Origin of the sequence: Streptomyces decoyicus (genome assembly GCF_019880305.1) — a bacterium.
Lineage (GTDB): Bacteria > Actinomycetota > Actinomycetes > Streptomycetales > Streptomycetaceae > Streptomyces > Streptomyces decoyicus.
In genome coordinates this window covers 8,314,992-8,328,712 of sequence record NZ_CP082301.1, presented here as the reverse complement: position 1 = coordinate 8,328,712, position 13,721 = coordinate 8,314,992, and the positions used below count along the sequence as shown (strand labels likewise).

General features: G+C 69.4%; 13 protein-coding genes and 1 pseudogene. 9 read left to right on the top strand and 5 right to left on the bottom strand.

Features of this window, described 5'->3' with window-relative positions; all coding sequences use genetic code 11:
- Positions 1–232: 232 nt before the first annotated feature.
- The gene (locus tag K7C20_RS39140; protein WP_280922010.1) at positions 233–361 is read right to left on the bottom strand and encodes an LPFR motif small protein; all 129 of its coding nucleotides are present in this window, start codon (positions 359–361) and stop codon (positions 233–235) included.
- A gap of 140 nt (positions 362–501) precedes the next feature.
- Positions 502–846, bottom strand: coding sequence for an STAS domain-containing protein (locus tag K7C20_RS36440; RefSeq protein WP_030075213.1), 345 nt, complete (start codon positions 844–846; stop codon positions 502–504).
- Between the two features lie 618 nt (positions 847–1,464).
- Between K7C20_RS36440 and K7C20_RS36435 the strand changes: the two genes are divergently transcribed.
- From K7C20_RS36435 to K7C20_RS36420, 4 genes and pseudogenes are all read left to right on the top strand, one after another.
- Positions 1,465–1,896: a hypothetical protein gene (locus tag K7C20_RS36435; RefSeq protein WP_209443972.1), complete on the top strand. Its 432-nt coding sequence runs from the start codon at positions 1,465–1,467 to the stop codon at positions 1,894–1,896.
- Between the two features lie 541 nt (positions 1,897–2,437).
- Entirely contained in the window at positions 2,438–2,995 is a 558-nt protein-coding gene (locus K7C20_RS36430; protein WP_053209633.1) for a hemerythrin domain-containing protein, read from the top strand.
- A gap of 107 nt (positions 2,996–3,102) precedes the next feature.
- Positions 3,103–3,204 (top strand): annotated as a pseudogene (locus tag K7C20_RS36425) (CBS domain-containing protein); the annotation flags it as partial.
- Positions 3,205–3,310: 106 nt separating this feature from the next.
- Positions 3,311–3,637, top strand: coding sequence for a plasmid stabilization protein (locus K7C20_RS36420; RefSeq protein WP_222892706.1), 327 nt, complete (start codon positions 3,311–3,313; stop codon positions 3,635–3,637).
- Positions 3,638–4,071: 434 nt separating this feature from the next.
- On the opposite strand, the gene K7C20_RS36415 is transcribed toward K7C20_RS36420, so the two are convergent.
- Positions 4,072–5,166 (bottom strand): NAD-dependent epimerase/dehydratase family protein, encoded by a 1,095-nt coding sequence (locus tag K7C20_RS36415; protein WP_053209632.1) that lies wholly within the window; start codon positions 5,164–5,166, stop codon positions 4,072–4,074.
- 1,204 nt (positions 5,167–6,370) lie between these two features.
- On the opposite strand from K7C20_RS36415, the gene K7C20_RS36410 reads away from it, so the two are divergent.
- Complete coding sequence (locus K7C20_RS36410) at positions 6,371–6,640, top strand: DUF6343 family protein (RefSeq protein WP_030075221.1); 270 nt, start codon at positions 6,371–6,373, stop codon at positions 6,638–6,640.
- Between the two features lie 406 nt (positions 6,641–7,046).
- Positions 7,047–7,646 carry a DUF488 domain-containing protein gene (locus K7C20_RS36405; protein WP_053209631.1) on the top strand — a complete coding sequence of 200 codons (600 nt, stop codon included), beginning with the start codon at positions 7,047–7,049 and terminating at the stop codon, positions 7,644–7,646.
- A 138-nt stretch (positions 7,647–7,784) separates the two neighbouring features.
- Here K7C20_RS36405 and K7C20_RS36400 read toward each other — a convergent pair whose 3' ends face one another.
- Positions 7,785–10,043 carry a catalase gene (locus tag K7C20_RS36400; protein WP_030075223.1) on the bottom strand — a complete coding sequence of 753 codons (2,259 nt, stop codon included), beginning with the start codon at positions 10,041–10,043 and terminating at the stop codon, positions 7,785–7,787.
- A gap of 734 nt (positions 10,044–10,777) precedes the next feature.
- Positions 10,778–11,338, bottom strand: a complete 561-nt coding sequence (locus K7C20_RS36395; protein ID WP_030075224.1) for a hemerythrin domain-containing protein — start codon at positions 11,336–11,338, stop codon at positions 10,778–10,780.
- Positions 11,339–11,750: 412 nt separating this feature from the next.
- Between K7C20_RS36395 and K7C20_RS36390 the strand changes: the two genes are divergently transcribed.
- From K7C20_RS36390 to K7C20_RS36380, 3 genes are all read left to right on the top strand, one after another.
- Positions 11,751–12,281 carry a hypothetical protein gene (locus K7C20_RS36390; protein WP_053209630.1) on the top strand — a complete coding sequence of 177 codons (531 nt, stop codon included), beginning with the start codon at positions 11,751–11,753 and terminating at the stop codon, positions 12,279–12,281.
- A gap of 371 nt (positions 12,282–12,652) precedes the next feature.
- Positions 12,653–13,222, top strand: coding sequence for a hemerythrin domain-containing protein (locus K7C20_RS36385; protein ID WP_030075226.1), 570 nt, complete (start codon positions 12,653–12,655; stop codon positions 13,220–13,222).
- 30 nt (positions 13,223–13,252) lie between these two features.
- The gene (locus tag K7C20_RS36380) at positions 13,253–13,669 is read left to right on the top strand and encodes a CBS domain-containing protein (protein ID WP_030075228.1); all 417 of its coding nucleotides are present in this window, start codon (positions 13,253–13,255) and stop codon (positions 13,667–13,669) included.
- Positions 13,670–13,721: the final 52 nt, after the last annotated feature.

The following is a 13,721-nucleotide window of genomic DNA, read 5'->3' as shown; positions in this document are numbered from 1 at the left end:
CTGCGCGGCACCGGGCAACGAAGACAGGAACCAGGCAACGAGCCCCCTGACAACCCAGGGGACGGGCCTCACGGGCTGACTTAGCGCGTCGCTGCCTTCCGGGCAGGTCGGCAAGCGCGAGCCTGGCCGGCCGGGGGTACCAGCCAGGCAGGTCGGCAAGCGCGGGCCCGGCTGGTCGGGGGAACCAGCCGGGCAGTTCGGGGCGTCCGCGCGTCGATGCGCGACTGACCTGTCAGTGGTGTCCGTGAGCGGAGCTTGAGGCGCCGCCGAACAGCCGGGCCACAGCCCTGAACGGCAGGGTGACGACGGTAGCGATGGCCCCGCCGACAGACCGAAGAACATCTGCGATTGCCCTCAACACGGTGAACCTCCGTCCTCCTCCAGCACAGTGCGCCGGATCTGACTTGCCGCTGCACGGCCGATCACTGGTCAGGTGCCCGCCGGCTTGCCCCGCCGCCGCTCGACCGCAGCACCCGCCGTATCCGCCATATACCGGCTCCGCTACTCCCCTATGGTCACGACGGTGTCGAGACCAGCATGCCGCAGGGTGCGCTGAACGGCGCGGCGCGCCCCGCTGACTGTCACGGAGACGGTTTCCGGCGCACGTGTGACCGCGCGGAGCAGGGCGTAAGCGCATGCGAGACCGATCCGCTCAAGGCCGCTCATGTCCCATACCCAGGTGCCTGCTTGCCGCAGGCGCCGGTCACTGAGGAGCTCTTCCAGCTCGGGCAGAGCGTGCGCGTCCAGGACACCGGCGAACGTCAGGACAGCATGCTGTTCGTCAGCCTCGGTGAGCACTACAGGTGTGCGCTCCGACTGAGCGGGCTCAGGGGACTGAGAGGACATGGATGCCACGGCGACCTCCTAGCAACACGGCGCGAACGTACCTCCATATTCTCAACGAACGCAGCAGGTGGCCCGCTGGTCCACCGTGGCTTGGCCATGCTGGGCCAGTCGGCCGGGGCATGCGGGACCTTTCACGGCCCGGGCTCCGCCGGAGCGGCCTTCCGGGCGGGGAGAGAAGGGGTAGTTCTCGACGTAGGTGCTGGTCTTCCCTCGGCGGGAGTGTCAGTGTCCACAGGCGCACTCGGAGATGCCGCTCTTGGGGAAGGGTTTCGCCCGGGTTCGCTGATGGCTCCTGTCCATGGCCGGCAGCGTGGCCCCGCGACCGGAGCCATGCGCGGGAGGAATCCCACCCAGACTCAGCGATCACGAGGCGCGGCGATGTCGTCACTTTGAGCACTGACCCGGTAACTTTTTGTGTCCAGGCCGGTCGGTTTCGCGCGGTCAGTTAGTCCTCTCGGCGAGTGGCGGACGGCCTGGGTGCAGGCCCCCTGTATCTGGCAGCTGGGTTTGCGCGAGCCGTCCCCGCTTCTTCCATGAACCGGGGACGGCTTTCAGGTCTACCGGCTCCGGTCCGGTACCTGCTCCCGGCGCTGCGGCAGGCTGTGAAGGAGGAGAGCGGTGGACGACAGCGAGGAGCCACCAGTTGCTCCGGGGGTGTGCGACCTGTGCGGCATGCCCCTTCCGCCGACCACGCAGATCTACAGCCTGGTCCCCGATTCTTCCTTTATCCACCCGAACGACCCGGACCATGACGGCCTTCGCCGTCTGGCAGCCTGCGGCCCCGACCACCTCAGTGAACTGCAGCAGCAGTACCGCACGCGGCCCTTCGTCAAGGAAGAGCTGTGGGCGGGCAAGGTCGCCCGTGCCCTGCGCACGCAGCCGGACCTTGACGAGGAGGAACTCGCCGACATGACGGGGCTGAACTACCTCCAGATCGAGCGCAGCCTGACGTGGGAGAGCGAATGCTTCCTGCGGGACCGGAGTTTCCCGAACGATCACGACGGACCAACAGGAGAAGCCGGGACGCAGAACACCGAGGAGCCGAACTGAGCCCAGCCGCTGTGAGGGCGGCAGGGGCGGGTGGTGCGTGGCCGCAACTGACGAGCCACCCTGGTGGCCTGGAGCCAGGGTGGCCCTGTTCTCCACTACGGGCTCTGGCACGGCCCGTCTTCTCCGGCCCGCTTCCCGGGGGTCCACCTAGGATGGGCCGGTTGTACGGGCACCGCCCCGAGGCCCGAGGCCCGAGGCGAGCGGCGTTGAGCGCTTAGACGTGATTGACGGCGTATTCGCCTTTCAGCTCGCGCAGGAGTGGAAGCAGCCAGTAGCACGGCGTGGTGCCGTCAGCTCTGCGCCGGGCCGGGGCCCCTGGAGTCGGGCGCAGAGCCGCCGGCCGATGGAGGCCGGGACGAGGAGCGCGGTACGCCACGCACCCGGGTTGGTCTTCCTCGTTCGGGCGTCCTGCGTCTGGTCGCCCCGCCCATTCGTCCGGCAGGGGGCAATTGGGCGCACGACTGCGTTATGTCCCCAGAGGTTCGGGAACCCGTGGTGCGAGAGCCGGACGTGCCGGCTGCACAGCGAAAGGCGGCGTGCCGTGGGGCATGGCGGTGATGTGATCGCGGAGCTGACCACCGACCACCGGGAGGTCGATGAGCTCTTCAAACAATTCGAGGATGCTCCTCCCGGAAGTGAGGACCGCAGGCGCCTGGTGGATGCGTTGACGATCGAGCTGGTGCGGCACTCCGTCGCCGAGGAGGAGTACCTCTACCCGGCGGTGCGTGAGCACCTGGAGGAGGGCGACGCGCTGGCGGACAAGGAGCTCGCCGACCACGCCCGCGTCGAGCAGCTCCTCAATGACCTCCAGCAGCGCGAGGCCGATGATCTCGACTTCGACCGGCTGGTGCTGAAGCTGCGTACCGAGGTGACCGCGCACGTCGATGACGAGGAAAACCACCTCTTCACCCAGCTGCGCACCCACGTGCATCCCTACGTCCTCGAAGAGCTGGGCAACAAGGTCCGGCAGGCGAAGAAGACGGCTCCCACCCGCCCGCACCCCGGGGCCCCCAGCACACCCCCGGCCAACAAGCTGCTCGCCCCCGGCCTGGGAATGGTGGACCGAGTGCGCGATTACGTCTCCGGCCGCGGCAAGTAACCACCTCCATACACAAAGAAGGGCGCACGAGCATGTCTGAGGCACGCGACATCATGTCCGCTTCGGCGAGTGCACCGGCGCTGAGAACAGCGTCCTGGACGCCGCCCGACGGCCACCGCCTGGTCGGCATGGTCGCCGTCGCTGACGTCGCCCGCGCCCTGCCCGACCCACAGGTCGGTGACCTCCTCGCAGCCCTCTCCACCGACTGACGACGGCCGGCGCCGCCCAAGTGGCGGCGCACCCCCACCAGACGTGGACTGGTATTACCCGCAGCAGAGCCGCCAGGAAGGCCGACCGAAGAAAGGATGAACAGCCGTGCCTGCAGGATCAAGCAAAAAGCGTGAACGGCAGTACGAACACATCAAGGAACAGGCCGAGGAGCGCGGCACCTCCGACAAGCGCGCCAAGGAGATCGCCGCCCGCACGGTCAACAAGGAACGCGCCCGCTCCGGCGAAGCCAAAACCGCCAGCAAGACCTCCACCCGCGACCCGAAATCCGCAGCCCAGCGTGGCGGCGAACGCTCCCACCGCGGACCCGGCGGCCCGACCAGAGACCAGCTCTACGAAGAGGCCAAGAAGAAGAACATCGAAGGCCGCTCCACCATGAACAAGGACCAACTGCGCCGGGCCGTCGGCCGCTGAACCACTTGCCCCGCCAGGTCCACATGAAGACGCGCGTCGGGTGTGGCCTGCCGCTTCCCTCGGGAAGCGGCAGGCCACACCCGACAGCCGCACGATCATCAAGAACGGCACCGAGCCCTACCGGCTCGCCTCCACCCGGGCGCGAGTTGAGGAACCGGCAAGGCCGGCTGACCGCCCGAGGCGCAACTCGACGGCCCGCCTCAGGACAACCCCGGGAGGCAAAACAGCCAGACGGGGGCAGGGCCCTGAGGATCTGCCGGATACGGAGCGGCCCGCAACCGCTGAGCGGCGGGAGCTGTAGCCGTAGCCGTAGCCGGGCTGACGCCGGTCAGGTAGCGGCGGTTCGACGGAGCTCCAAGCCTTGTCGCCGCCCAGATGGTCCGGCCGGGCCCGGGGCAGCTCCCCAGCACCAACCGCTGGCGGTTGGCGCCGGGTCATGGGCGTCGGCCGACGCCTGTGACCAGTTCCCTGGCCCGCCCACCGGGCAGCCGGGCGGCCAGGGGGGCCGTGTCCGCTCCGGCGACCTCTTGCAGCCCGTGCAGGAACTCGGTGAGAGCCTCGATCGCGCTGTACTGCGGGGCCCAGTCCAGCTCGGTGCGAGCCCGTGTGGTGTCCAGCAGCGGCAGTCGCAGGACCGCGTCGAAAAGCTGCGGCGAGGCCGGCACGAGATGGAGGTGCCACGCCGCGGCGAGCGCATTTCGTAGCGGCGGCAGCGGGAGCCGCACGGTACGGGCATGGAAGAGACCGGCGAGTTCCTTGGCGTCGATGACCGGGTCGGCGGCGAGGTTGAACGCTCCGTGGACCGGGCGCAGTACCGCGCGGCGGTAGGCGTCGGCCGCGTCGTCGGTGTGCAACGCCTGGAACCGCAGTCCTGGGATATCCGGAAGGGCGGGGAGAAGTGAGGGGCGGGCCAGGCGTTGGGGTAGCAGGGGGCCGGCGAAAAGGCGGCGCTGCTCGGATGCCGATTCTCGTTTGAAGAGAAAGCCGGGTCGCATCCGTACCACCCGGACGAGGGGGTGCTGTTCTTCGAAGGCATCGAGCACCCGCTCCAGGTAGGCCTTCTCCCGGCAGTAGGCCGCCTCCGGCCAGCCGTGGGTGGGCCAGGATTCGTCGACGAACCGGTCTTTCGGCCCGGGTGAGTAGGCGCCCACCGAGGAGGCGTGGACGAGGGCGGGCACATCGGCGGCCGCCACTGCGTCGAAGACCCGCATGCTCCCCGTGACGTTCGTACGCCAGGTGGTGACCGGGTTGTGGGTGGGCTGGAAGAGCCAGGCCAAGTTGATGACGGCATCCGCGCCCCGGAAGTGGCTTTCGAGGTCGGCCTGCGGGTCGCCGACGTCCACACACGCCCAGCGGGTCTTGGCGACCGACAGGTGGCACGGCCGCCGGGCGAGACCGAGGATGGAGCCGACCGCGGACTCCGCGCTCAATGCCCGCACGACACTGGTGCCGACGTTGCCCGTGGCCCCGACGACGACCACCTTCAGGCCGGAGGCGCGGGTCTCGCTGCGGCTGTGGTCGTCCACCATGACGGACTCCTTTCGCGGCCGGCATCCGCCGAGGGCTCGTCGGTGCAAACCTGGCGTGCTCGCTCTCGGAGCCCACCCTTAACAACCCTGGTTCGATTTTCTCACTACCGCGTGCTATGTGGCATTTTCGCTGACGCTCCGGTGCAGCGGATGCGGACTCGGGCCGATGGCCGAGCGAAGGCGTGGGGCGACGGTGAAGCGGTCATCCATACGGGAGGCAGGCTGGAGCACAGCGCCCTGCAGCAGCCGTCCCGACAGCCTCGAAAGCACAAGGGCAGCCGCGCCCGGCACCTGATCGCACATGCGGCTACGCACCCCGAATTTCTCGCCCACCGGACTGCCTTTCTCGGTCGAAGTGACGGCCAAATGGCGCAGCAAGCCAGGTCGCCCGGCTCGAAGAATGAGGTGATGGTGTCCCGTTCACACCAACCGAGGAGTGAGGATGCGCGATAAGCACCGCGCCAAGGATCCCCATGAGACCGAGAAAGGTCAGGGGCCGAAGCGAGCGCCCTCGAAGGATGAGAGAGACCGAAGCGCCGAGGAGGTGAACGCCGACCAGCCGTCCATTCGCGACAGGAAACCGAAAAGAGCACCGAAGCGAGGGGACGACCACCCCGGTGCCGGAAAGTGACCCCTGCTGCACCTCCGGCCCAGCCTGTCCAGCTTCCTTGATCATCTGAGTGGCGATCCAGCCCCTCCTCTCGACCGGAGGCCGGGCCAGAGGAAACTGCGGCGAGCGGAGGTCCCCCGCTTCCGGCTGGAGTCCGTCCGCCGGCCCGGGTCGAAAGAAGCCGGCGTGCGGAGCAACGTCCCCCCGGTGACACTGCGTGACACGGTAGAACTGCCCCGGACGACGACAAGTCCAACTCAAGTCCCACCTGTCCTCTGACGTATGGACGACCGACGTCAACGGCAAGAGAAGCGTCGGCCGTGCCCGAGCGGTCCGCCTACCGGGCCGGGCCGGGACGCGTGTCCGCGTCGTTCTCGCCGCTCCGCGAGCGCCTCCGGTAGCGTTTCGTGTGCAGGCTGATCTGGCCTGGTGCAAGGTTCGGGCGGGCAGCCGGCGCTTTGCGCGAGGCCACCCTCGCCCACGTCCAGGGGATGCGGGGGTGGATTTCACTAGCCCGCATCCCACAGGCCCTGTGCAGGGCAGGAGCAGCATGCGACAGCCCCGGGTATCACCGGATCGGCGAGGAGCGCAGCCATGAGACGTCCACGCACTGGGACTGAGCCGGTAACGGCCCGTAGCCCTCTACGGCTGCGGCTCATCCTTGCTTCCGCCGCGCTTGTGGTCTTCACCGCGGCAACCGTGCGCCTCGCGATGGGAGCGCACTCCGCCGGACCGCACGACTCCCCCAGCGCCACCGTGCTCCTGGTGCTGGCGGTGGTGTGTGGCGTGCTCGCCCTCGCCGCGATTCTGGATCTCGTCGTACTCCGCCGACGCATGCGCAGTCAGAGGACCACGGGCGCGTAGGGCTTGCGCCGCTCGTGCCGAGCCGGTCTGGTGCTCTCGTGCCGCGCTGCCGGAAGGGCCGCTCAAGGGCTCAGGAGGTTGCGGCGGAGGTGGGGCAGGTTCGGAGAAGGGCGGTGGGGTCGGTCTGGAACGGTGGGAGGTGGTCCGGGCGTGGGAGACTCGGGTTCAGGGTGGCCGGGCCCGGGTGCCTGCGGGGCTGCGGGGAAGTGCGGCTGAACGACCCTGCGGTCAAGCGGCGCAAGGGTAGGCCCACGGGTTCGCCCGGCTCCACTGGTCTACCGGGGTGGCACGCCATTGGTGCGGGTGCGGGTGCGGGCGTCCCGAGGCAGTCTGGTGCCATGGGAACCGTGCTCCCCTCCATACCTGTCCCGACCTGTCCCGGCACGGCAACCATCCCGGGGGCAGGATGCCTGAATTAGAGCTGATCACCTTCGGCCACAGCACCGCGGACCGGCAGCAGTTGACGGAGTTGCTGCGCGCGGCGGGCGTGAGGTCTGTGGTCGACGTACGGATCGGGCCCGGCAGCCGTCGCAACCCCGACGTGCTCCGCAGCAGCCTCGCCCACTGGATGCCGCAGGCCGGCCTCCACTACCGCTGGGAAAGGGACCTGGGCGGCTTCCGCAAAGCACCAGCCGACTCCCCCGACGTCGTCTGGCGCAACGCCTCGTTCAGGGGATATGCCGCCTACATGCGTGAGCCCGCGTTCGTTGCCGCGATGGACCGCCTGCTCGACGAAGCTTCTGGTTCACGCACGGCGGTGATGTGCGGTGAGGCGGTCTGGTGGCGCTGTCACCGGCGCCTGATCGCCGACTTCGCCACCGTGGCGAGGAACACCGCCGTGCAACACCTGATGCACGACGGACGGCTTGTGCCTCATCCGCCGATGCCAGGACTGCGGCTGCGGCCGGACGGCTTGCTCGTCTACGACGACACCGCAACCGCAACCGCAACCGCAGCCGCAGCCGCAGCGCCTCGGCCCCGCCACCTCGGATCCGAACGCATATGACCCCGGTGACGGGCGGGTGCGGAATCCTCACGCAATCGAGCGGGATGCCGGACGTGCACGACCTGGGCGGGGGCCGGGCCCGGACCGGGTCGTGGCTCGGGCCCCACCACTATTTTCGTGGCTCGGGCCCCACCGCTACTAGGAGTTCGTGGCGAACCGTTCCCAGACGCGGTGCTTGCCGAGCAGCTGGGTGATCTGGTTCAGCGTGGCGGGGCCGTCGCTCCCAAGGGCCACGCCGGGGGCGGCGGTCGGCACGCCGGCGGCGTGGAAAACCTCCTCGGCTCCGGCCCAGCCGCCGAGTGCCTTGCCATGGCGGTACGCCTCGGACAGCATCAGCAGAACCCGGGGGTCGGTCTCGGTCCGGCCCGCCACGGCGGGGTCACCTGCCTTGGCATCGCGCGCGCCGTAAGCGTCCTTGCCGGGACCCGGAGTTCCGGCAAGCACGACAGCGTCGAATTCGATGGAGCGGGCGGTCGCGAAGGTGCGCTGCACGGTGATCGGGTCGCCCTCGCTGTCGAGCTTGCCGCCGGCCGGCGCGACGACCAGGGGGACCATGTCGTCCTCGAGCACTCTCCGGCGCAGGTCGCGGACCGCGTCCAGATCGCCGTTGTCGTCGGTGACGATGCCGATGATGCGTCCGTCCAGGGGCCAGCTCCGGCCGATCTGGGACAGCGCCGGGCTGGGATCGACGGAGGCGAGGGGGCGGTCGGCCTCGGGGGCCGGGAGCCCGAGCCCCGCGGCGACGCCTTCGCAGAGTTCGGGGTCGATGTTGGCGAGGACCCGCAGGGCCCGCTCCTTGATGGCTTGCTCGTAGCACTTGTTGAGCTCGAAGGTGTACGCGCCGATGATGTGCTCGCGTTCGACCGGGGTCATGCTGAGCCAGAAGCGACGGGGCTGGCTGAAGTGGTCGTCGAAGCTCGCGGGGGCTTCCCGGACCTTCTTCGAGGCCGGGATTTCCACGGGTACCTCGATGTAGGCGCCGGTGTCCGCTCCGGCGAGGAACGGGCAGCCGCCGTCGAGGGAGTTGGGCCGGTAGGGCGCCACCCCGGTATGGACCGCGTCCTGGTGGAAGCCGTCGCGCAGCATGTCGTTGACGGGGGCGTGGGTGCGGTTGACCGGGATCTGGGCGAAGTTGGGGCCGGCGAGCCGGGTGATCTGGGTGTCGAGATAGGAGAACAGCCGGCCGGCCAGCAGCGGGTCGTCGGTGACGTCGATGCCGGGCACGAGGTGGCCCGGGTGGAAAGCGACCTGCTCCGTTTCCGCGAAGAAGTTCGTCGGGTTCGCGTTGAGGGTGAGCAGTCCGATCGGCTGGACGGGTGCCAGCTCCTCGGGAACGATGTTGGTCGGGTCGAGCAGGTCGATGCCTTCGAAGGTCTGCTCGGGGTTGTCGGGGAAGGTCTGGACGGCCAGCTCCCACTGCGGGAACGCGCCGGCTTCGATGGCGTCGGCCAGGTCGCGGCGGTGGAAGTCGGGGTCCATGCCATTGGTGATCTGGGCTTCCTCCCAGACCAGGGAGTGGACGCCCAGCCGTGGCTTCCAGTGGAACTTCACCAAGGTGGTGCCGCCCTCGGCGTTGACCAGTCGGAAGGTGTGGACGCCGAAGCCCTCCATCATCCGGAACGAGCGCGGGATACCGCGGTCGGACATGTTCCACAGCGTGTGATGGGTCGCCTCGGTGTGCAGGGTGACGAAGTCCCAGAACGTGTCGTGGGCGCTCTGGGCCTGCGGAATCTCCCGGTCGGGGTGGGGCTTGCCGGCGTGGATGACGTCCGGGAACTTGATGGCGTCCTGGATGAAGAACACCGGAATGTTGTTGCCGACCAGGTCGAAGGTGCCCTCGGTCGTGTAGAACTTCGTGGCGAAGCCGCGCGTGTCGCGGACGGTGTCGGCGGACCCCCTCGATCCCAGGACCGTGGAGAAACGCACGAACACCGGCGTCTCGACGTCCGCCGCCAGGAACGCCGCCTTGGTGATCTTCGCCGCGGTGCCATAGGCCCGGAAGACACCGTGCGCGGCCGCGCCACGGGCATGGACGACCCGCTCGGGGATCCGTTCGTGATCGAAGTGAGTGATCTTCTCCCTCAAATGGTGGTCCTGCAGCAGGACCGGGCCGCGGGGGCCCGCCTTGAGGGAGTGGTTGGTGTCGTGGAGACGGTTGCCCTGGGCGGTGGTCAGGAAGGCGCCGCCCTGGGCCATCCTGGCCCGGTCCGCGCCGGTCGCCTGCCCGGTGGCGCTGACGGTCTGCGGCGCGTCCTGGTCCGGCTTGGGAGGCAGCGGGCCGTGCACCTCGGTGGGCTCCTCCACCGTCGGCGACTGCGGCGCGGGCTTGCCCGGAATCTCGTTCCCGGGATCGGCAGCCCGCTCCGCGGCGGCGTTCTCTCTGTCCCTACCAGCCATGACCTCTCCACATCGTCGGTGCCGCTCACACATGAGTAACCGGGTGGTCATTCCCCACCGATCGTGCCGACCCTTCTTGCCGAGTGCCCGTCGGGAGCAGGCTCAGTCCCCCGTCGGCGTAGTGACGAGAGGCGTCAGTCCCGAGGCCTTCTCGACACCGGCGTGCTGCTGTTTCTCGAAGCGGGCAGCCCGATGTTTCTCGAAGCGGGCAGCCCGATGGGCCTTCTCCCACGCTCTGCACAGCGCCTCTCGCGAAGACTCGTACTCTGGCCCGGTCGAGTGAGGGCGGCTTCGCCCGACGTTTCTTCGGCCATGGCATAGAGCGCCCCCAGCACCCCTCTGACAGCTGACCGCTTCGGCAGTGACAGGCCCAGCAGTATGTGACGCACCGTCTCCCTGCTCACCGGTCCTTCCCCATGGGCGCTGACGGCTGTTGCGATCTCCCTGAGGCTCGGTTGTCCTGCCTGCGCGTAATGCCGCCAGAGCTCCTCCACGAATGCCCGCGAAGGGCCCTCGGGTAGCGCCTCGACGCTGGGCATGCTCATCTTCTTCACCGGCGACCGCCTCCGGCCCACCGCGCGGCGGTGCGGGTGACGCACATGTGCGCCGAGGGGCAGTGGCATGGGGAGATCTTCGCGGCCCGGTGCCCTCCTGCCGCGGTGCCCGGCGAGCCGCTATCAGGAGCGGCCGGCCGGGCGATCAGGCGTCCCGCGGTTCGTCGAGTCGGCGGCCGCTCAGGACTTTCCACGGCCGGTGATGAAGTCCCGGGCCCGGTCCACTAGCCCGGCCCCCGGCGCAAGGATCTTGTTCGCCGGCGGTGTGACAGGGGCGGAGGGGTGCGGACGAGTGGGAGCCATCTTCTTCGCCGTACGGACCTTCTCACCGAGGGTGTCCAGGGCCTCCGCGGAGCAGGCCATGCGCAGCTGAGGGAAGAGGTTGGCCTCCTCGTCCTGCACGTGGCGGGTGACCGAGTCCTTGAGCGCCATGAACAGCCGATCAAGCTGGGGGTCCTCGGCGGAGCAGCCTTCGAGCTTCTTGAGGATCTTCTCCACTTCGGCGTGGTCCTTGAGCTCCTTGTCGGCCATGGCGTCGCCGTCGGCCACATGCTCGCGCACCGCCGGATAGAGGTACTGCTCCTCCGCGACGGAGTGCCGTACGAGCTCAATGGTGACCTCATCGATGAGGCGCTTACGATCCGGGGCACCGCTGGGCGAGGCCTCGATCCGCCCGAAGAGGTCCTCGACCTCGCGGTGGTCAGTGGTCAGTTCGTCGATGATGTTGCCGCCGTGCGTCATGTGCGCCTCCTGGATCGGTGGTTCGGAAGCCCGCGCAGCGGTGCGGCGGGCGTTCACACGTGTTCCCGTACACAGCGATCGGTAACGGGGGAAAAGCGACCCTTCTCCTGGTTGGTGCCGCGCTCTCACCCGTGCTGCGGCACGTCGGGGCGCGCCGCGTGACCGGAGGCGAGCCGGGCCCGGGACGGAGACACGGGGAGGGGGGAGACACGGGGAGGGGGGAGACACGGGGAGGGCCGGAGACGCGGGGAGGGCCGGACACGCATCTCGCAGCATTCTGCGTGAGCTGCGTCATTTCGCCCGGTAGCCCGTGCGTCTAGGCTTCCGGGCGCCCGGGGTCACGGATGTGACTGTCCGTGCCGATCCGCGACCCGCGGTTACCCTGGGGCGCCAGAGAAGGGACGCCCTGCCGTTGTCCGCCGATATCTCGCCAGTCATAGCCTCCACCGCGCAGTGGCTGCTGCGCTCCTACCCCGTCACCGGCGGCGCCCTCGATGTTGCCCTTGCCGAGGCCCAGGCCCGCCAGGCAGCCACGGCCGCCGCGTGGCTGCGTTACCCCACGGCGGCAGACGCCGCCGTAGTCGCTCTCGTCGGCCCTGGCGGTGCGACCCGACTGGACTGGGTCACCGGGGCCGACACGTCCGGGCCCGAGACATCCGGGGAGCCATGGCGCACCTGGGTCGACGAGGTCGTGGCGAGCTGGGCCGCGTGTCTGCTCACCGTGCCCGAGCTCGCCGACGACGCGGTGGCCGCCGTCACGAGGGGTGAGCATGCCGCCGGGGTGAGCCTCGACTTCCGCCGGCTGACCCGGCCCGACGACGGCGATCGCCGGGCGGCGGCGCTGCTGCGCCATCCGGACCTCCTCGGCCCCGTCGCCGACCTGCACCGCGCCGCGCTCGTACGACATCTGCAAAGCGACCAGCTCGACGCAGACCGCGTCTAGTACTGCCACTGGTTCGAGGTGACGCGGCCCCCGGCTCCACGGGCTGCCGCCTCGTCGTTATCGAGGGGCGGCGCGGGCCCTTCGTCCGGTGCGTGACCGCTGCTCCCGATGCCGCCGTGGCCCGCGATTCAGCAGAAGGGGCCGCGGCGGGGCAGGCGTGCGACGCTGGATGGGAGGGCCCGCCCTGCGGAGCGGTAGCTGTCGCGGACCTCATACCGTTCCCCGGCCCCGTGTGGAGACCGGATGACCGGCCGGAGCCGGATTGCCGCGACCCCGGATACGCGTCGGGACGAGCCGGCTGCCGGGGCGAAGCCATTGCGCCGGCGCGCCCGGGAACGGCAGCCGCAGCGCCCCGGAAAGGCAGGCAGATCATGGAGCACGAGGCCGACCTCATCGAGGAGCTGATCGCCGACCACCGGGAGATCGACGGGCTCTTCGAGCAGTTCGATGAGCGGCCGCCCGGATGCATCGAGCGCAAGCTGCTGCTGGAGGCTCTGACCATCGAACTGGTCCGCCACGCGGTCGCCGAGGAGATGCATCTCTACCCCGCCGTGCGCGAACACCTGGAGAACGGCGCCCCCCGGGCGGACTACGAGATCGCCGAACACAGCAGCATCGAAGAACGGCTCAAAGACCTCGAAGGGCGCGACGCTGAAGACCGTGACCTGGACCGGCTCGTACGAGAACTGCGCACCGAGGTCAGAGCGCACGTGGAGGACGAAGAGCGCCATCTCTTCCCCCAGTTGCGCGACGGCGCCCCTCCCTTCGTCCTGGCACAGCTCGGGCAGAAGGCCCGCACGGCGAAGAACGCCACTCTCCCCCGCGGTCACCCCCGGGCGCCCGGCATCGCGCCCCTGAACGAGATCCTGGCCCCCGGGGTGGGGCTGGTCGACCGCGTGCGCGAACAGGCCACGAACCGCGGCCACCCCGTCACCAGCTGATCGAGGCAACGCTCAGGAAAGGTGGGAGAGATGCCAGCGGCACGCGACATCATGACCTCCGGAGCCGAATTCATCGGGACAGAGGACAGTGCCCTCGACGCCGCCCGCAAGATGACCGAGCTCGGCGTCGGAGCCCTCCCGATATGCGGCACGGACAACACCCTCCAAGGTGTTCTGACGGACCGCGACATCGTGATCAAGGTTCTGGGCCAGGGCCGGGACCCACAGCAGACTTGCGCCAGTGACCTCGCGCAGGGTGAAGCCGTCACCATCGGCGCCGACGACAGTGCGGACGAAATCTTCGCGACCATGGCTCGCTACAAGGTCCGCCGCCTGCCAGTCGTCGACGGCAACCGGCTCGTTGGCATGGTCGCCCTTGCCGATGTCGCCCGCGCGCTGCCCGCCCCCCAGGTCGGGGGCCTCCTCGCCGCCCTCTCCGCCGACTGACGCGTGCCCCCGCCGCCTGCCGTAGGAAGGAGGCACCAGGAAAGGGAAGGGG

Bases quoted from the DNA above. Each gene is read 5' to 3' on its own strand.
- K7C20_RS36440 (WP_030075213.1), bottom strand. From the start codon at position 846: ATGTCCTCTCAGTCCCCTGAGCCCGCTCAGTCGGAGCGCACACCTGTA.
- K7C20_RS36415 (WP_053209632.1), bottom strand. From the start codon at position 5,166: ATGGTGGACGACCACAGCCGCAGCGAGACCCGCGCCTCCGGCCTGAAG.
- K7C20_RS36410 (WP_030075221.1), top strand. From the start codon at position 6,371: ATGAGACGTCCACGCACTGGGACTGAGCCGGTAACGGCCCGTAGCCCT.
- K7C20_RS36405 (WP_053209631.1), top strand. From the start codon at position 7,047: ATGCCTGAATTAGAGCTGATCACCTTCGGCCACAGCACCGCGGACCGG.
- K7C20_RS36400 (WP_030075223.1), bottom strand. From the start codon at position 10,043: ATGGCTGGTAGGGACAGAGAGAACGCCGCCGCGGAGCGGGCTGCCGAT.
- K7C20_RS36395 (WP_030075224.1), bottom strand. From the start codon at position 11,338: ATGACGCACGGCGGCAACATCATCGACGAACTGACCACTGACCACCGC.
- K7C20_RS36385 (WP_030075226.1), top strand. From the start codon at position 12,653: ATGGAGCACGAGGCCGACCTCATCGAGGAGCTGATCGCCGACCACCGG.
- K7C20_RS36380 (WP_030075228.1), top strand. From the start codon at position 13,253: ATGCCAGCGGCACGCGACATCATGACCTCCGGAGCCGAATTCATCGGG.